Annotated in this window: 18 protein-coding genes; 15 read left to right on the forward strand and 3 right to left on the reverse strand. The window is 56.5% G+C overall.

Annotated elements, in window-relative coordinates; genetic code table 11:
• Positions 1–22 precede the first annotated feature (22 nt).
• From livH to ugpQ, 9 genes are all read left to right on the forward strand, one after another.
• Positions 23–949, forward strand: coding sequence for a high-affinity branched-chain amino acid ABC transporter permease LivH (livH, locus tag AC2CGP_RS08740; protein ID WP_015369323.1), 927 nt, complete (start codon positions 23–25; stop codon positions 947–949).
• Entirely contained in the window at positions 946–2,223 is a 1,278-nt protein-coding gene (gene livM / locus AC2CGP_RS08745) for a branched chain amino acid ABC transporter permease LivM (RefSeq protein WP_015369324.1), read from the forward strand. The genes livH and livM overlap by 4 nt, the downstream gene beginning before the upstream one ends.
• Positions 2,220–2,987 (forward strand): high-affinity branched-chain amino acid ABC transporter ATP-binding protein LivG, encoded by a 768-nt coding sequence (gene livG, locus AC2CGP_RS08750; protein WP_015369325.1) that lies wholly within the window; start codon positions 2,220–2,222, stop codon positions 2,985–2,987. Before livM ends, livG begins: the two co-directional genes overlap by 4 nt.
• Positions 2,988–3,004: 17 nt before the next feature.
• Positions 3,005–3,718 carry a high-affinity branched-chain amino acid ABC transporter ATP-binding protein LivF gene (gene livF, locus AC2CGP_RS08755; protein ID WP_086538103.1) on the forward strand — a complete coding sequence of 238 codons (714 nt, stop codon included), beginning with the start codon at positions 3,005–3,007 and terminating at the stop codon, positions 3,716–3,718.
• 271 nt (positions 3,719–3,989) lie between these two features.
• Complete coding sequence (gene ugpB, locus AC2CGP_RS08760; RefSeq protein WP_213759446.1) at positions 3,990–5,306, forward strand: sn-glycerol-3-phosphate ABC transporter substrate-binding protein UgpB; 1,317 nt, start codon at positions 3,990–3,992, stop codon at positions 5,304–5,306.
• A gap of 106 nt (positions 5,307–5,412) precedes the next feature.
• Positions 5,413–6,300, forward strand: a complete 888-nt coding sequence (ugpA, locus tag AC2CGP_RS08765) for a sn-glycerol-3-phosphate ABC transporter permease UgpA (RefSeq protein ID WP_015369328.1) — start codon at positions 5,413–5,415, stop codon at positions 6,298–6,300.
• Positions 6,297–7,142 carry a sn-glycerol-3-phosphate ABC transporter permease UgpE gene (ugpE, locus tag AC2CGP_RS08770; protein WP_015369329.1) on the forward strand — a complete coding sequence of 282 codons (846 nt, stop codon included), beginning with the start codon at positions 6,297–6,299 and terminating at the stop codon, positions 7,140–7,142. Before ugpA ends, ugpE begins: the two co-directional genes overlap by 4 nt.
• A 1-nt stretch (position 7,143) precedes the next feature.
• Positions 7,144–8,214 carry a sn-glycerol-3-phosphate import ATP-binding protein UgpC gene (locus tag AC2CGP_RS08775; protein WP_015703701.1) on the forward strand — a complete coding sequence of 357 codons (1,071 nt, stop codon included), beginning with the start codon at positions 7,144–7,146 and terminating at the stop codon, positions 8,212–8,214.
• The gene (ugpQ, locus tag AC2CGP_RS08780) at positions 8,211–8,951 is read left to right on the forward strand and encodes a glycerophosphodiester phosphodiesterase (RefSeq protein ID WP_032715226.1); all 741 of its coding nucleotides are present in this window, start codon (positions 8,211–8,213) and stop codon (positions 8,949–8,951) included. The genes AC2CGP_RS08775 and ugpQ overlap by 4 nt, the downstream gene beginning before the upstream one ends.
• A gap of 23 nt (positions 8,952–8,974) precedes the next feature.
• On the opposite strand, the gene AC2CGP_RS08785 is transcribed toward ugpQ, so the two are convergent.
• The gene (locus tag AC2CGP_RS08785) at positions 8,975–9,295 is read right to left on the reverse strand and encodes a DUF2756 family protein (RefSeq protein ID WP_015703699.1); all 321 of its coding nucleotides are present in this window, start codon (positions 9,293–9,295) and stop codon (positions 8,975–8,977) included.
• A 124-nt stretch (positions 9,296–9,419) separates the two neighbouring features.
• Between AC2CGP_RS08785 and ggt the strand changes: the two genes are divergently transcribed.
• Positions 9,420–11,165, forward strand: a complete 1,746-nt coding sequence (gene ggt / locus AC2CGP_RS08790; RefSeq protein ID WP_213759445.1) for a gamma-glutamyltransferase — start codon at positions 9,420–9,422, stop codon at positions 11,163–11,165.
• A gap of 88 nt (positions 11,166–11,253) precedes the next feature.
• Here the strand turns inward: ggt and yhhY are convergent, their stop codons facing one another.
• Both yhhY and AC2CGP_RS08800 read right to left on the reverse strand, forming a co-directional pair.
• Entirely contained in the window at positions 11,254–11,742 is a 489-nt protein-coding gene (yhhY, locus tag AC2CGP_RS08795; protein ID WP_032715217.1) for an N-acetyltransferase, read from the reverse strand.
• A gap of 226 nt (positions 11,743–11,968) precedes the next feature.
• Positions 11,969–12,616 (reverse strand): bactofilin family protein, encoded by a 648-nt coding sequence (locus AC2CGP_RS08800; RefSeq protein ID WP_032715216.1) that lies wholly within the window; start codon positions 12,614–12,616, stop codon positions 11,969–11,971.
• Between the two features lie 265 nt (positions 12,617–12,881).
• Here AC2CGP_RS08800 and AC2CGP_RS08805 point away from each other — a divergent pair, with 265 nt between their 5' ends.
• From AC2CGP_RS08805 to gntU, 5 genes are all read left to right on the forward strand, one after another.
• The gene (locus tag AC2CGP_RS08805) at positions 12,882–13,919 is read left to right on the forward strand and encodes an oxidoreductase (protein ID WP_042893928.1); all 1,038 of its coding nucleotides are present in this window, start codon (positions 12,882–12,884) and stop codon (positions 13,917–13,919) included.
• Between the two features lie 121 nt (positions 13,920–14,040).
• On the forward strand, positions 14,041–14,736 hold the full coding sequence (locus AC2CGP_RS08810; RefSeq protein WP_015369337.1) for a pirin family protein: 696 nt from the start codon (positions 14,041–14,043) through the stop codon (positions 14,734–14,736).
• A 225-nt stretch (positions 14,737–14,961) separates the two neighbouring features.
• Positions 14,962–15,957, forward strand: a complete 996-nt coding sequence (gene gntR, locus AC2CGP_RS08815; RefSeq protein ID WP_015369338.1) for a gluconate operon transcriptional repressor GntR — start codon at positions 14,962–14,964, stop codon at positions 15,955–15,957.
• Positions 15,958–16,150: 193 nt separating this feature from the next.
• On the forward strand, positions 16,151–16,681 hold the full coding sequence (gntK, locus tag AC2CGP_RS08820; protein ID WP_015369339.1) for a gluconokinase: 531 nt from the start codon (positions 16,151–16,153) through the stop codon (positions 16,679–16,681).
• Complete coding sequence (gntU, locus tag AC2CGP_RS08825; RefSeq protein WP_015369340.1) at positions 16,681–18,021, forward strand: gluconate transporter; 1,341 nt, start codon at positions 16,681–16,683, stop codon at positions 18,019–18,021. Before gntK ends, gntU begins: the two co-directional genes overlap by 1 nt.
• Positions 18,022–18,491: the final 470 nt, after the last annotated feature.

Raw genomic sequence — 18,491 nt, forward strand, 5'->3', positions numbered from 1 at the left:
GCGGCATGAAAAAGGTTACCTTATGTCCGAGCAGTTTCTCTATTTTCTGCAGCAGATGTTTAACGGCGTCACGCTGGGCAGTACCTATGCGCTGATCGCTATCGGCTATACGATGGTGTACGGCATTATCGGCATGATTAACTTCGCCCACGGCGAGGTCTACATGATCGGCAGCTACGTCTCGTTCATGATTATCGCCGCCCTGATGATGTTGGGTATCGATACCGGCTGGCTGCTGGTCGCCGCAGGCTTTATTGGCGCTATCATTATCGCCAGCGCCTACGGCTGGAGTATCGAGCGCGTGGCCTATCGGCCAGTGCGCAGCTCCAAACGTCTGATCGCGCTGATTTCCGCCATCGGGATGTCGATATTCCTGCAGAACTTTGTCAGCCTGACCGAAGGCTCGCGCGATGTCGCGCTGCCGAGTCTCTTTAACGGCCAGTGGATTGTCGGCCACAGCGATAATTTCTCCGCCACTATCACTACCATGCAGTTGGTCATCTGGGTCGTTACCTTTATCGCCATGCTGGCGCTGACGCTGTTTATTCGCTATTCGCGAATGGGCCGCGCCTGCCGCGCCTGTGCGGAAGATCTGAAAATGGCGAGCCTGCTGGGCATCAATACCGACCGCGTTATTGCGCTGACCTTCGTCATTGGCGCAGCGATGGCGGCGGTCGCGGGCGTCCTGCTGGGGCAGTTCTACGGCGTAATTAACCCCTACATCGGTTTTATGGCCGGGATGAAGGCCTTTACCGCAGCTGTGCTCGGCGGTATCGGCAGTATCCCTGGCGCGATGATTGGCGGCCTGATTCTGGGTATCGCCGAGGCGCTCTCTTCTGCTTATCTCAGCACCGAATATAAGGACGTCGTCTCCTTCGCGCTGCTGATTCTGGTGCTGTTAGTAATGCCGACCGGCATTCTGGGCCGCCCGGAGGTAGAAAAAGTATGAAACCGATGCAAATTGCGATGGCGCTTCTTTCCGCCGCGATGTTCTTTGTTCTGGCGGGCGTCTTTATGGGCGTGCAGCTGGAGCTGAATGGCACCAAACTGGTGGTCGATACCGCCGCCGATATTCGTTGGCAGTGGATTTTCATCGGCACCGCGGTGGTCTTTTTCTTCCAACTGCTGCGCCCGCTGTTCCAGAAAGCGGTTAAGAACGTTTCCGGGCCGAAATTTATTATGCCGGCGATTGACGGGTCGACGGTCAAGCAGAAGCTCTTTCTGATAGCCCTGCTGGTGATTGCCGTGGCCTGGCCGTTTATGGTGTCGCGCGGTACGGTGGATATCGCCACCTTGACGATGATTTATATCATCCTTGGTCTCGGACTGAACGTGGTGGTTGGGCTTTCCGGCCTGCTGGTATTGGGCTACGGCGGGTTTTACGCCATCGGCGCCTATACCTTTGCGCTGCTTAACCACTATTACGGTCTCGGTTTCTGGACCTGCCTGCCGCTGGCCGGCCTGGTTTCCGCGGCGGCCGGCTTCCTGCTGGGCTTCCCGGTGCTGCGTCTGCGCGGCGACTATCTGGCGATTGTGACCTTAGGCTTCGGCGAGATCGTGCGCATTTTGCTGCTCAACAATACCGAGATCACCGGCGGGCCGAACGGTATCAGCCAGATCCCGAAACCGACTTTCTTTGGTCTTGAATTTAGCCGTACCGCCCGTGAAGGCGGCTGGGATACCTTCAGCAACTTCTTCGGTCTGAAGTACGATCCCAGCGATAGGGTGATTTTCCTCTATCTGGTAGCGTTGCTGCTGGTGGTGCTCAGCCTGTTCGTTATTAACCGTCTGCTGCGGATGCCGCTCGGGCGGGCGTGGGAAGCGCTGCGTGAAGATGAAATCGCCTGTCGTTCGCTGGGCCTGAGCCCGACGCGCATCAAGCTGACCGCCTTTACTATCAGCGCCGCGTTTGCCGGATTTGCCGGCACGCTGTTCGCAGCGCGCCAGGGCTTCGTGAGCCCGGAGTCCTTTACCTTCGCCGAGTCGGCCTTTGTGCTGGCGATCGTGGTGCTGGGGGGTATGGGCTCGCAGTTTGCAGTGATCCTGGCGGCTATTCTGCTGGTGGTATCGCGCGAGCTGATGCGTGATTTCAACGAATACAGCATGTTAATGCTCGGTGGGTTGATGGTGCTGATGATGATCTGGCGCCCGCAGGGGCTGCTGCCGATGACGCGCCCGCAGCTGAAGCTGAAAAACGGTCAGGCGAAAGGAGAGCAGGCATGAGTCAGCCAATATTATCCGTAAACGGCCTGATGATGCGTTTTGGCGGCCTGCTGGCGGTCAATAACGTCTCCCTTGAGCTGCGCCCGCAGGAGATCGTTTCCTTAATTGGCCCAAACGGCGCGGGAAAAACCACCGTTTTTAACTGCCTGACCGGTTTCTATAAACCTACCGGCGGCACCATTATGCTGCGCGACCAGCATCTGGAAGGGCTGCCGGGGCAGCAGATTGCGCGGATGGGGGTGGTACGAACCTTCCAGCACGTGCGTCTGTTCCGCGAAATGACGGTGATTGAAAATCTGCTGGTGGCGCAGCATCAACAGCTGAAAACCGGCGTCTTCTCCGGTCTGCTGAAAACGCCGGCCTTCCGTCGCGCACAGAGCGAAGCGCTGGATCGGGCCGCCACCTGGCTTGAGCGTATCGGCCTGCTGGAGCATGCCAACCGTCAGGCCAGCAACCTGGCCTACGGCGACCAGCGCCGGCTGGAGATTGCTCGCTGTATGGTGACGCAGCCGGAGATCCTGATGCTTGATGAACCGGCGGCGGGGCTTAACCCGAAAGAGACCAAAGAGCTGGATGAGCTTATCGCCGAGCTGCGTAGCCATCACAACACCACCATCCTGCTTATCGAACATGATATGAAGCTGGTGATGGGCATTTCCGATCGCATCTACGTCGTGAACCAGGGGACGCCGCTGGCCAACGGGACGCCGGAAGAGATTCGTAATAACCCGGACGTGATCCGCGCCTATTTAGGTGAAGCATAATGGTGGTGACGCATAAGATGGAAAAAGCGATGTTAACTTTTGACAATGTCAGCGCCCACTACGGCAAGATTCAGGCGCTGCACAACGTCAGCCTGCATATCAAACAGGGTGAGATCGTCACGCTTATCGGCGCCAACGGCGCAGGGAAAACCACCCTACTTGGTACGCTGTGCGGCGATCCGCGGGCTTCCAGCGGGCGCATTGTCTTTGACGGTAAGGATATTACCGACTGGCAGACGGCGAAAATCATGCGTGAAGCGGTGGCGATAGTGCCGGAAGGGCGGCGCGTCTTTTCGCGCATGACGGTGGAAGAGAACCTGGCGATGGGCGGTTTTTTTGCCGACCGCGACCAGTTTCATACCCGCATCAAATGGGTGTATGAGCTGTTCCCGCGTCTGCATGAACGCCGTATTCAGCGCGCCGGCACCATGTCCGGCGGCGAGCAGCAGATGCTGGCGATCGGTCGCGCTCTGATGAGCCAGCCGCGCCTGCTGCTGCTTGATGAGCCTTCATTAGGGCTGGCGCCGATTATCATTCAGCAGATTTTCGACACCATCGAGCAGCTGCGTGAACAGGGGATGACTATTTTCCTGGTTGAGCAGAACGCCAACCAGGCGCTGAAGCTGGCCGATCGCGGCTACGTACTGGAAAACGGTCACGTGGTGCTTGAGGATACCGGCGATGCGCTGTTAGCCAACGAGGCGGTGCGCAGCGCCTATCTCGGCGGTTAGTTCGTCGTAACCCGGCGTTGTTCGCTTCGCCGGTTTGTAGCCCGGGCGAGGCGCTTGCGCCGACCCCGGGAGCCGATCGCACGAATATTATCCGTGTCTCAGCTCCCACTTTACTTCCCCCATCCTTTCATCGGCTTGTCATCTCCCTGACCCGTTACTATCTTTTTTTTGTAATAAAAAAGTTATTTTTCTGTAATTCGAACATGTCATGTTACCCCGCGAACATAAAACGCGTGAAATCGCGCATCCGGAACAACAAGAGAGATAACCGATGATATCGTTACGACATACAGCTTTAGGACTGGCGCTGAGCCTGGCATTTGCTGGCCAGGCACTGGCAGTAACCACCATCCCTTTCTGGCACTCGATGGAAGGGGAACTGGGTAAAGAAGTTGATTCTCTGGCGCAACGTTTCAACGCGGCCAATCCTGATTACAAAATTGTTCCGATGTACAAAGGCAACTACGAACAGAGCCTGAGCGCCGGTATCGCTGCCTTCCGTACCGGCAACGCGCCGGCGATTCTGCAGGTGTATGAAGTTGGTACCGCCACCATGATGGCGTCAAAAGCCATTAAGCCGGTATACCAGGTCTTTAGCGATGCGGGTATTAAGTTCGATGAATCGCAGTTCGTGCCGACGGTGTCCGGTTATTACACCGATTCAAAAACCGGCCATCTGCTCTCCCAGCCGTTTAACAGCTCCACGCCGGTGCTGTACTACAACAAAGACGCCTTCAAGAAAGCGGGCTTAGACCCTGAGCAGCCGCCGAAAACCTGGCAGGATCTGGCGGCCTACACCGCGAAGCTGAAAGCGTCCGGGATGAAGTGCGGCTACGCCAGCGGCTGGCAGGGCTGGATCCAGATTGAAAACTTCAGCGCCTGGCACGGCCTGCCGGTCGCCACGAAAAATAACGGTTTTGACGGCACCGATGCGGTGCTTGAGTTCAACAAGCCGGAGCAGGTGAAACATATCGCGCTGCTCGAAGAGATGAACAAGAAAGGCGATTTCAGCTATTTCGGGCGTAAGGATGAATCCACCGAGAAGTTCTATAACGGCGACTGCGCGATGACTACCGCCTCATCCGGTTCGCTGGCGGATATTCGTCAGTACGCGAAATTCAACTACGGCGTCGGCATGATGCCTTACGACGCTGATGTGAAAGGCGCGCCGCAGAACGCTATCATCGGCGGGGCCAGCCTGTGGGTGATGCAGGGCAAGGACAAAGAGACCTACACCGGCGTGGCGAAGTTCCTCGACTTCCTGACCAAACCGGAAAACGCCGCCGAGTGGCACCAGAAAACCGGCTATCTGCCGATTACCACCGCGGCCTACGATCTGACGCGCCAGCAGGGCTTCTATGATAAGAACCCAGGCGCTGATATCGCCACTCGCCAGATGTTGAACAAGCCGCCGTTGCCGTTCACCAAAGGCCTGCGCCTGGGCAACATGCCGCAAATTCGCACCATCGTTGATGAAGAGCTGGAGAGCGTGTGGACCGGCAAGAAAACTCCGCAACAGGCGCTGGACTCCGCCGTTCAGCGCGGGAATCAACTGCTGCGCCGTTTCGAGCAAGCAACCAAATCGTAATCTGTAACTTGCCCGGTGGCGCTGCGCTTACCGGGCCTACGATGTGCCCTATGTAGGCCGGGTAAGGCGTAGCCGCCATCCGGCATTGTTCAGGAATAAAATCTTCATGTCATCATCCCGTCCGGTATTCCGCTCGCGCTGGCTGCCCTATGTGCTGGTCGCGCCGCAGCTGATTATCACGCTGATTTTCTTTATCTGGCCCGCGGGCGAAGCGCTGTGGTACTCGCTGCAGAGCGTCGATCCGTTTGGCCTTTCCAGCCAGTTTGTCGGCCTGGATAACTTCGTCACGCTGTTCCACGACCCGTACTATCTGGACTCTTTCTGGACGACCATAAAATTCAGCACCCTGGTAACCGTCAGCGGCCTGCTTATTTCGCTGTTTTTTGCCGCGCTGGTCGACTATGTGGTGCGCGGCAGCCGCTTTTATCAAACGCTGATGCTGCTGCCGTATGCCGTGGCTCCCGCCGTCGCGGCGGTGCTGTGGATCTTCCTCTTCAATCCCGGACGCGGGCTGATCACTCATTTCCTCGGCGAATTGGGTTACGACTGGAACCACGCGCAGAACAGCGGCCAGGCGATGTTTCTGGTGGTCTTCGCCTCGGTCTGGAAGCAGATAAGCTACAACTTCCTGTTCTTCTTTGCCGCGCTGCAGTCGATCCCGCGTTCGCTGGTTGAGGCCGCCGCCATCGACGGCGCCGGACCGATTCGTCGCTTCTTCAAGCTGGCGCTGCCGCTGATTGCGCCGGTGAGTTTCTTCCTGTTGGTGGTCAACCTGGTTTACGCCTTCTTCGACACCTTCCCGGTGATCGATGCCGCCACCGCCGGCGGCCCGGTGCAGGCGACCACCACCCTAATCTACAAAATTTATCGCGAAGGTTTCGCCGGGCTCGATCTTTCCGCTTCCGCCGCGCAGTCGGTGGTGCTGATGTTCCTCGTCATTATCCTGACGGTGGTGCAGTTCCGTTACGTTGAAAGTAAGGTGCGTTACCAATGATTGAGAACCGTCGCGGGCTGACGATTTTCAGCCACACCATGCTCATTCTGGGTATTGCCGTCATTTTATTCCCGCTGTATGTCGCCTTCGTGGCGGCGACGCTGGATAACAAATCGGTGTTTGAAACGCCGATGACGCTGATCCCCGGCGGACATCTGCTGGAGAACATGAAGACCATCTGGGTGAACGGCGTCGGCGTCAACAGCGCGCCGTTCTGGCTGATGATGCTCAACAGCTTCATCATGGCGTTCGCCATTACGGTAGGCAAAATCGTGGTGTCGATGCTTTCGGCTTTCGCCATCGTCTGGTTCCGCTTTCCGCTGCGTAACCTGTTCTTCTGGATGATCTTCATCACTCTGATGCTGCCGGTCGAGGTGCGTATTTTCCCGACGGTGGAAGTGATCGCCAACCTCAAAATGCTCGACAGTTATGCCGGGTTAACGCTGCCGTTGATGGCTTCGGCTACCGCCACCTTCCTGTTCCGCCAGTTCTTTATGACTCTGCCGGACGAGCTGATTGAAGCGGCGCGTATCGATGGCGCTTCGCCGATGCGCTTCTTTCGCGACATCGTGCTGCCGCTGTCGAAAACCAACCTCGCCGCGCTGTTCGTCATCACCTTTATCTACGGCTGGAACCAGTATCTATGGCCGTTGCTGATTATTCAGGATGTGAATCTTGGCACCGCCGTCGCCGGTATTAAAGGCATGATCGCCACCGGTGAAGGTACTACCCAGTGGAATCAGGTGATGGCGGCGATGCTGCTGACCCTGATCCCGCCGGTCGTCATCGTTTTAGCCATGCAGCGCGCGTTTGTGCGCGGCCTGGTCGATAGTGAGAAATAAAATGGCTGGTTTAAAACTACAGGCAGTAAGCAAAAGCTGGGATGGCAAAACCCAGGTAATTCAACCGCTGACGCTGGACGTGGCGGACGGGGAGTTTATCGTCATGGTCGGCCCGTCGGGCTGCGGGAAATCAACGCTGCTGCGGATGGTTGCCGGACTTGAACGGGTGACCAGCGGCGATATCTGGATTGATCGTAAACGGGTGACCGAGATGGAGCCGAAGGATCGCGGTATCGCGATGGTGTTCCAGAACTATGCGCTTTATCCGCATATGAGCGTGGAAGAGAACATGGCGTGGGGGCTGAAGATTCGCGGCATGGGTAAGGGATTGATTGCCGAGCGCGTGCAGGAGGCGGCACGTATTCTTGAGCTGGATGGCCTGCTCAAGCGCCGACCGCGGGAACTGTCAGGCGGTCAGCGCCAGCGCGTGGCGATGGGCCGCGCTATCGTGCGTGACCCGGCGGTTTTCCTGTTCGACGAACCGTTGTCAAACCTCGATGCCAAGCTGCGCGTGCAGATGCGTCTGGAACTGCAACAGCTGCATCGGCGCCTGAAAACGACCTCGCTGTATGTCACCCACGATCAGGTCGAAGCGATGACCCTTGCCCAGCGGGTGATGGTAATGAATAAGGGGATTGCCGAGCAGATCGGCACGCCGGTCGAAGTGTACGAAAAGCCCGCCAGCCGCTTTGTGGCGAGCTTTATCGGCAGCCCGGCCATGAACCTGCTGGAGGGTCGGGTGAGCGATGATGGCGGCCGCTTTGAGCTGGAAGGCGGCATACAGCTACCGATGAATCACGAGCATCGGCGTTACGCCGGGCGTAAAATGACTCTCGGTATCCGCCCGGAGCACTTTATTTTAAGCTCGCAGGCGCAAGGCGGCATTCCGCTGCTGATGGATACGCTGGAAATTTTAGGTGCCGATAACCTCGCCCACGGGCGCTGGGGCGAGCAGAAGCTGGTGGTCAGATTGCCGCATCAGCAGCGCCCGGCGGGTGGCAGCACGCTATGGCTGCATCTGCCTTTGGAACATCTGCACCTCTTTGATGGTGAAACAGGACAACGCGCATGAGTAACTGGCCTTATCCCCACATCGTCGCCCATCGCGGCGGCGGTAAACTGGCGCCGGAGAACACCCTGGCGGCTATCGACGTCGGCGCCCGCTACGGGCACACGATGATTGAATTTGACGCCAAGCTGTCGAAGGACGGGCAGATCTTTCTGCTGCACGACGATAATCTCGAACGCACCAGCAACGGCTGGGGCGTGGCGGGCGAGCTGGCGTGGGACGACCTGCTGAAGGTCGATGCCGGCAGCTGGTACAGCCGTGAATTTAAGGGCGAACCGCTGCCGCTGCTCTCCCAGGTGGCGGAACGCTGCCGCCGTCACGGCATGATGGCCAATATCGAAATTAAGCCGACCACCGGGCAGGGGCCGCAGACCGGCAAAGTGGTGGCGCTGGCCGCGCGCGATCTGTGGGCCGATATGACCGCGCCGCTACTCTCATCCTTTGAAATCGACGCGCTGGAAGCGGCGCAGGAAGCCGCGCCCGAGCTGCCGCGCGGGCTGCTGCTGGATGAGTGGCGCGATGACTGGCGCGAATTGACCGCCCGGCTGGGCTGCGTATCTATTCATCTCAACCACAAGCTGCTGGATGCGGCTCGGGTAGCGAGCCTGAAACAGGCCGGCCTGCATATTCTGGTGTATACGGTCAATAAACCCCAGCGCGCCGCCGAGCTACTGCGCTGGGGCGTAGATTGCATCTGCACCGATGCTATTGACGTCATCGGGCCGAATTTCCAGCCTTAATACTGATTTGCGGCGGACGATCTTTACGGGTTAGTCTGCCGCAGCATCCCGCCGTTGTTGTTCGGCAGTACCTGCGGCTGCGAATTGAGATTGCCGCCCTGCGCCGCGCGCTGCTGATTGGTTTGCAACTGGCTCTGCAAATGCTGTTGCTGCGAGCGGGTCTGATTATTCAGATTCTGCTTCAGCATGCTTTGCTGCTGCTGTTGCTGCACCTTCATCTCATTTTGCATTCGCTGCTGGCTGGGCACCACATAACCCGGCTGGTTAGGGTTGTTATCGATGTTAATCGGCTGTGCTAAAACGCCGAGCGGCATCAGCGCCGCCAGGAATAAAATCGCTTTCATTGTTTTCTCCTCCCGTGCGTGGGATCACTTAAGTGTACCTCGAATTCGCCATAACAATGATTTTTTAGGAGTTATCAACCAGGCTTAAGCCGGGATATAAAACCTACCTTTCAGGAGTAAGACAATGATAAAAACAACAATATGGCGTCAGGTGGTCATCGCAGCGTTACTGGCGGGGGGCAGCTTTACCGTCGCCGCCAATCCGCCGCCCCCGCCGCCGGTCTCGTATGGCGTTGAGGAAGATGTGTTTCACCCGGTGCGCGCCCAGCAGGGGATGGTGGCCTCGGTGGATGCGCTGGCGACCCGCGTCGGCGTGGATATTTTGCGTCAGGGCGGCAACGCCGTCGATGCAGCGGTGGCTGTCGGCTACGCGCTGGCGGTCACGCATCCGCAGGCCGGTAATATCGGCGGCGGCGGGTTTATGATGCTGCGTACTAAAGACGGTAAAACCACGGCGATCGATTTCCGCGAGATGGCCCCGGAACAGGCCACCCGCGATATGTTCCTCGATGAACATGGCAATCCGGACAGTAAAAAATCGCTGACTTCACATCTCGCTTCCGGTACGCCAGGCAGCGTCGCGGGCTTCTCTCTCGCGCTGGAAAAATACGGTACCATGCCGCTGAACAAGGTGATCCGCCCGGCGATTAAGCTGGCGGAAGAGGGCTTTATCGTTAACGATGCGCTGGCTGACGATTTAAAAACCTATGGCAGCGAAGTGATCCCGCAGCATGAAAACAGCAAAGCGATTTTCTGGAAGAACGGCGAGCCGCTGAAAAAAGGCGACCGGCTGGTGCAAAAGAATCTGGGGAAAAGCCTGGAGCTGATTGCCGAGCACGGCCCGGACGCCTTCTATAAAGGGGCTATCGCCGACCAGATTGCCGGTGAGATGAAAAAACACGGCGGGCTTATCACCAAAGCCGACCTCGCCAACTACAAGGCCGTGGAGCGTACGCCGATTAGCGGTGAATATCGCGGCTATGAGGTTTACTCCATGCCGCCGCCGTCCTCTGGCGGGATCCACATCGTGCAGATCCTCAATATCCTCGAAAACTTCGATATGCAGAAATATGGCTTTGGCAGCGCCGACGCCATGCAGGTGATGGCGGAAGCGGAGAAACATGCCTATGCCGACCGTTCGGAATATCTCGGCGATCCTGACTTCGTCAAAGTGCCGTGGCAGGCGTTGACCAGCAAAACTTACGCTAAAGCGATAGCCGCCGAGATTGATGTGAATAAGGCGAAGCCTTCCAGCCAGATCCGTCCGGGCAAGCTGGCGCCGTATGAAAGCAACCAAACCACCCACTTCTCGGTGGTCGATAAAGACGGCAATGCGGTGGCGGTCACCTATACGTTGAATACCACCTTTGGCACCGGCATCGTGGCCGGCGACTCCGGCATTATACTCAACAACCAGATGGATGATTTCTCGGCGAAACCCGGTGTGCCTAACGTTTATGGTTTAGTCGGCGGCGACGCCAACGCGGTAGGGCCGAAAAAGCGTCCGCTGTCGTCGATGTCGCCAACTATCGTGGTAAAAGACGGGAAGACCTGGCTGGTGACCGGTAGCCCGGGCGGTAGCCGAATTATCACCACCGTGCTGCAAATGGTGGTCAACACCATTGATTTTGGGATGAACGTCGCGGAAGCCACTAACGCGCCGCGCTTCCACCACCAGTGGCTGCCGGATGAACTGCGGGTGGAGAAAGGTTTTAGCCCGGATACCGTGAAATTGCTGGAAGCGAAAGGGCAGAAAGTCGCGCTGAAAGAGGCGATGGGCAGTACCCAGAGCATTATGGTGGGGCCGGACGGCACGCTGTATGGCGCTTCCGATCCGCGTTCGCCCGGTGATTTGACCGCGGGGTATTGATGTGTTGCCCGGTGACAGCTGCGCTTACCGGGCCAACAAGTGTGCGAACGGTAGGCCGGGTAAGGCGAAGCCGCCACCCGGCAACACGCTACTTTATTCTCGCCATATAATACGCATCCACATACTCGCCGTTGCGCAATGCGTAACCCTTGGCGGTGCCTTCGATCTCAAAGCCGTACTTCTTATACACCGCGACCGCCGGGGCGTTATCGGCGAACACCGTCAGCTCAATGCGCTCGACGCGCAGCCAGTTGTCGCACATATCAATCATGGTACGCATCAGGGCGCTGGCGACGCCGCGGTTATGCCAGCGCGAATCCACGCTGATACCAAAATCGGCGACGTGGCTACGGCGAGGACGTTGGGCGACAGCAATGCATAAATGCCCCACGACTTGCCCATCGATACAGGCCACCAGCTGCTTCACGCCGGGCGTATCGGTTAGCCGCTCTTGCCACATATGCTCGGATGGATGAGGGACCTGTAGCGTGTTGTGATACACCTCCGGCTGGGCGTGAATTTGACGAATCGCGTCAACATCTTTCGGTTCAGCATGGCGTATCACGATGTCACTCATTCCTTGTTCCTCATTTGGTTGAAAAGACCCTTTAAACATCACTGACTCCGGCGTTCGAGTCAACACGCATTAATTGCAAAAAAAAGTAGACAAGTGCGAATGAGAATGATTATTATTGTCCTGCATTCAGGGAGACCCTTGCGGAAAGCCTGAAAGCACGACATTGCTCACATTGCTTCCAGTATTACTTTAGCCAGCCGGGTGCTGGCTTTTTTTTGCGCTCATTTCAGGCATGTTGCGATTTGGCGGATTTCACCGCTTCTTCTGCGACCAGGCCGACGATATTACTTTTATTTTTGCTCTCCGCCGCGGCTAACACCTCCGCGCTGCCGGTAAACAGGCCGCCCTTTTTAATCGCCAGCGCGCGATAGGCGAGGGTGCCGTCGAGGTTGCCATGTTCCTCAATAGCAATGCTATCGCCACGGCACTGGCCATGAACCTTGCCGTCGACGATCAGCTCGCGGCAACTGATATTGCCCTCAACCTCACCTTCGCGCATCACCTTAATGAGATGTTCTTTGGCCTCAATGTTGCCGGTGACCTGGCCGTGGATATAGACATGGCCGCTGGCGACGATGTTGCCGACAAAATGCACGCCGCTGGCGATCACCGTGGTTTCCTGTTTTTTGACGCTTGCCGTTTCTGGCTCTGTTGCCGCCACGGCTGGCGCCGCGACTTCAGCAGCCTGCGCTTCGGTTTTATTTTTCTTCATAAACATAGCGTTAATTTTTTCCCGTTGGGTATGAGTAAGGAAAGCGAAAAGGGTACAGGCCGCCGCCAGGCGCGCCAGCGCGGCCTCATCGCTAAACCAGGCGATCAGTGCAAGAAGCCAGAAAAAAATGGCGCAGTTTATGGCGAGATACTTTTTTTCCATCAGCAGCGGCTGGCTACTCCGTTAGTCTTTAGCAACGTCCTGGTTTTGCCCTTCACTTATCCGCAGTTTCGTCATTGGGATCAAGACTTTCTGTTGAAAAACTGAAATTTAATGACTTATTAATCAATCACTTATTAATAATTGTGTATGAGTGGTAACCGAAATATTTTGCCGGTGAATTTTCCAGCTCAGAGGAAAAGGAGGATGAAGTGAGCCCCCGGCTTGCGCTATGGTTAAAGGCAGCACATCAACTAAGGACAGCGTTATGATTCTGCACTGCGCATTTATTGGCTTTGGTAAAAGCACGACCCGCTACCACCTTCCTTACGTCCTGCATCGCAAAGACCGCTGGCACGTCGCGCATATTTATCGCCGCAGCGCCAGGCCGGAAGAACAGGCGCCGGCGTATTCCCATATCCACTTCACCAGCGACCTCGATGAAGTGCTGAACGACCCGCAGGTCAAACTAGTGGTGGTCTGCACCCATGCCGATAGCCACTTCGAATACGCGAAGCGGGCGCTGGAAGCGGGGAAAAACGTACTGGTCGAAAAACCCTTTACTCCGACGCTGGCAGAGGCGAAAGCCCTGTTTGCGCTGGCGAAAAGCAAAGGGTTGACGGTGACGCCTTATCAGAACCGCCGCTTCGACTCCTGTTTCCTGACCACCAAAAAGGTGATTGAAAGCGGTAAGCTCGGCGAACTGGTGGAAATTGAAAGTCATTTTGATAACTACCGACCGGTGGCGGAAACCATCCAGGGGGGACCGCAAAGCGGCGATTTCTATGGCCTCGGGGTGCATACCATGGACCAGATCATTTCGCTGTTTGGTCGCCCGGATCATGTTTCCTACGATCTGCGCTCACTACGCAATAAAGCCAATCCCGATGACACGTTTGAAGCTCAACTGTTTTATGGCGACCTGAAAGCGATCGTCAAAACCAGCCATCTGGTGCAGATTGACTACCCGAAATTTATCGTTCATGGCCATAAAGGCTCGTTTGTGAAATACGGCATTGACCAGCAGGAGACCAGCCTGAAGGCCAACATTATGCCGGGCGACGCGGGGTTCGGCGCTGATGACAGCGTAGGGCAACTGGTCTACATCAACGAGGCGGGCGTGGAGGTACGTGAAGAGGTGCCGCTGGAAACCGGCGACTACGGACGAGTGTATGACGCGCTGTATGACACCCTCGTTAACGGCCAGCCGAATTACGTCAAGGAATCTGAAGTTCTCACCAATATGGAGATTCTGCAGCGCGGTTTTGAACAACCTTCTCCGGCTACTATTACCCTCGCAAAATAAGAAAATCTGGCTCCTCGCCGCTTGTTCATATTTTTTGAACAGAGGAGTCAATTTTCACCCTCTATGATTGCCGGCGGAATGGGTCCACACTTACTCCATCGAAAACATACGGGGGTGCAACATGATCTACTTACGCAAAGCTAACGAACGTGGCCACGCTAACCATGGCTGGCTGGATTCCTGGCATACTTTCTCTTTCGCCAACTACTACGACCCGAACTTTATGGGTTTCTCCGCGCTGCGCGTGATTAACGATGACGTAATCGACGCCGGCCAGGGGTTTGGCACCCACCCGCACAAAGACATGGAAATCCTGACTTATGTGCTGGAAGGCGCGGTTGAGCACCAGGACAGCATGGGTAACAAAGAGCAGGTTCCGGCTGGCGAGTTCCAGATCATGAGCGCGGGTACCGGCGTGCGTCACTCTGAGTACAACCCGAGCAGCACCGACCGCCTGCGTTTGTATCAGATCTGGATTATTCCAGAAGAAACCGGCATTACGCCGCGCTACGAGCAGCGCCGCTTTGATGCCGCGCAGGGCAAACAGCTGGTGCTGTCGCCAGATGCGCGCGAAGGGTCGCTGAAAGTGCATCAGGATATGGAACTGTATCGCTGGGCGCTGCTGAAAGATGAGCAGTCGGTTCACCAGATTGCCGCGGAACGTCGCGTGTGGATCCAGGTAGTGAAAGGCGAAGTGACGATTAACGGCACCAAAGCCACCACCAGCGATGGTCTGGCGATTTGGGACGAGCAGGCGATTTCGGTTCACGCCGACAGCGATAGCGAAATATTGCTGTTCGATCTGCCGCCGGTTTGATACGCGTCATCCTTCAAGCCGCATTTTTGTTGGCTCTCCTCACTCACCCCGGTCGCGTACCCTTTGTACGCTTCCGGGGATTAGTTGCGTTGCCGCCTCAATGCAACTTGAATGATTTTGCGTATTAACTCTAAATAAATCTTTTGGCCCTTTTTTCTCCGGGAAGGTTGCGCTTTGTCCGTGATAAACTGAGAAAATGTTTCCCAGCCGATCACAGTCAGGACGATGAAAAAGAAAAGACCCGTACTTCAGGATGTAGCCGATCTTGTCGGCGTGACCAAAATGACGGTCAGTCGCTATTTACGTAACCCGGAACAGGTTTCTGAGGCCCTGCGTGGCAAGATTGCCGTTGCACTCGATGAGCTGGGTTATATTCCCAATCGCGCTCCTGATATTCTCTCCAACGCCACCAGCCGCGCCATCGGCGTGTTGCTGCCCTCGTTAACCAACCAGGTCTTCTCGGAAGTGCTACGCGGCATTGAAAGCGTCACCGACGCCTTCGGTTATCAAACCATGCTGGCGCACTACGGCTATAAGCCGGAGATGGAAGAGAAGCGTCTCGAATCGATGCTCTCCTGGAATATTGACGGCCTGATCCTCACTGAACGTACCCACACGCCGCGCACGTTGAAAATGATTGAAGTGGCGGGGATCCCGGTGGTTGAGCTGATGGACAGCCAGTCGCCGTGCCTCGACATTGCCGTCGGTTTCGATAACTTCGAAGCGGCGCGGCAGATGACGGCGGCGATTATCGCCCGCGGTCACCGCCACGTTGCTTATCTCGGCGCGCGTCTGGATGAACGTACTATCATCAAACAGAAGGGGTACGAGCAGGCGATGCTCGATGCCGGCATGACGCCCTACAGCGTGATGGTGGAGCAATCCTCTTCCTACTCGTCAGGGATTGAGCTGATGCGTCAAGCGCGTCGCGAATATCCGCAGCTCGACGGCATCTTCTGCACCAACGATGACCTCGCGGTCGGCGCGGCGTTCGAGTGTCAGCGTCTGGGGCTGAAAATCCCGGACGACATGGCGATAGCCGGTTTCCACGGTCACGATATCGGTCAGGTGATGGAGCCGCGTCTCGCCAGCGTACTGACCCCGCGTGAGCGCATGGGGCGCATCGGCGCCGAGCGTCTGCTGGCGCGCATCCGCGGTGAGACGATTACCCCTAAGATGTTAGATTTAGGTTTCACATTGTCACCGGGTGGATCTATTTAAACCGACAAGTTTGAAGTAGATCACACATATTCACATCTGGCACGAATGGTTATTGCTTCTCCCAGGGTCCGGCATGACAATGTTACCGATAACAGTTACCCGTAACACTTGCCCGTAATCATTAACCAGTACGCCGCTTTCGCGCTGTATCAGTCAGCCCCGGCGCGGCGTACCAGTCCAGTGGGAGGACGCTTTGAGCACGACTAACCATGATCACCACGTCTATGTCCTGATGGGCGTTTCCGGCAGTGGTAAATCCGCCGTCGCCAGCGAAGTGGCGCATCAACTGAAAGCCGCGTTTCTCGATGGCGATTTTCTGCATCCGCGCAGCAACATCACCAAGATGGCTTCCGGCGAGCCGCTGAACGACGATGATCGCACCCCGTGGCTGCAGGCGTTGAATGACGCGGCATTTGCCATGCAGCGCACCAACAAAGTTTCGCTGATCGTCTGCTCAGCGCTGAAAAAAAGCTACCGCGACATTCTGCGCAAGGGCAATCCGAACCTCTCCTTTATCTACCTGAAAGGCGACTTCGACGTGATTGAAAGCCGTCTGAAGGCGCGTAAAGGGCACTTCTTCAAAACCCAAATGTTGGTGACGCAGTTTGAAACACTGCAGGAACCAGGCGCTGACGAAAGCGATGTGCTTATCGTCGATATCGACCAGTCACTGGAAGGCGTGGTCGCCAGCACCATTGAGGTGATTAACAAAGGCAGTAACTAGTGAGTACTTTAACGCTTGTTTTAACAGCAGTCGGCTCGGTATTGCTGCTGCTGTTTTTAGTCATGAAGGCGCGTATGCACGCCTTCGTGGCTTTAATGGTGGTTTCTATTGGCGCAGGTCTCTTTTCCGGTATGCCGCTGGATAAAATCGCGGCGACGATGGAAAAAGGGATGGGCGGCACGCTGGGCTTCCTGGCGATAGTCGTCGCGCTGGGCGCGATGTTCGGTAAAATTTTGCATGAAACCGGCGCGGTCGACCAGATTGCGGTAAAAATGCTGAAGTCCTTCGGCCACAACCGCGCGCATTATGCTATTGGCCTGGCCGGCCTTATCTGCGCGCTGCCGCTGTTCTTCGAAGTGGCGATCGTGCTGCTGATTAGCGTCGCGTTCTCCATGGCGCGCCATACCGGCACTAACCTCGTGAAGCTGGTGATCCCGCTGTTCGCCGGCGTAGCCGCCGCCGCGGCATTCCTGCTGCCGGGACCCGCGCCGATGCTGCTGGCTTCGCAGATGCACGCCGATTTCGGCTGGATGATCCTGATTGGTCTCTGCGCCGCTATTCCGGGGATGATTATCGCCGGCCCGCTGTGGGGTAACTTCATCAGCCGCTATGTTGAGCTGCACATTCCTGACGATATCAGCGAACCGCATCTCGGCGAAGGTAAAATGCCGTCCTTCGGCTTTAGCCTCTCGCTGATCCTGCTGCCGCTGGTGCTGGTCGGCCTGAAAACCATCGCCGCGCGCTTTGTGCCGGTGGGATCCACCGCCTATGAATGGTTCGAGTTTATCGGCCACCCATTCACCGCGATTCTGGTTGCCTGCCTGGTAGCGATTTACGGCCTGGCGGTACGTCAGGGGATGGCGAAAGATCGCGTGATGGAGATCTGCGGCGCGGCGCTGCAGCCGGCGGGTATTATTCTGCTGGTGATTGGCGCAGGCGGCGTCTTCAAGCAGGTGCTGGTTGACTCCGGCGTCGGCCCGGCGCTCGGCGAAGCGCTGACTGGCCTGGGTCTGCCGATTGCGATTACCTGCTTCGTGCTGGCGGCTGCCGTACGTATTATTCAGGGCTCCGCGACCGTGGCGTGTCTGACGGCGGTCGGTCTGGTAATGCCGGTCATTGAGCAACTGAACTACAGCGGCGCGCAAATGGCGGCTCTCTCCATCTGTATCGCGGGTGGTTCGATCGTAGTGAGCCACGTGAACGATGCCGGCTTCTGGCTGTTCGGTAAGTTTACCGGCGCCAGCGAAGCGCAGACGCTGAAAACCTGGACGATGATGGAAACCATCCTTGGCACCACCGGCGCCATCGTCGGGATGATTGCCTTCCAGCTGCTGAGCTAAGCAAAAATAATTTCCCCGGACACCACCACGGTATCCGGGGAAAAATCAGGGTAATGCCGCTTATCCTGAATTCTCTTCGGTAACACGCTTTTTTTCCCTCTTTTCCACTTCCTTTTGCCGTGAATATCAGCGCTACGACAATGTTCGTATTGCTCGTAAGGCCTTGCGGCACAAGGCTTTATCCGTTTTTTTCGCAAGCGTGAAAGCGATATTTTTCGCGCTGAATCCATAATCAGGATCAATAAAATAGCGACGGAAAATATTCCATTACGCGGGTTATTTGCCCGATAATCTTTACGCTTTTTATGACTACCAGCGACGGTGGGCGGAGTGTGGGATAAGTTGCTTTTCTGATTGGCGCGCAATCATTGATTAATTTCACTTGCGACTTTAGCTGCATTTTGTAATGTGAAGGACATCCCAGTTGGAAACTGGCCTGGCACTAACAGCACACACCTCGCAGGAATACG

It is taken from the genome of Klebsiella sp. SYXHC3 (genome assembly GCF_057196925.1).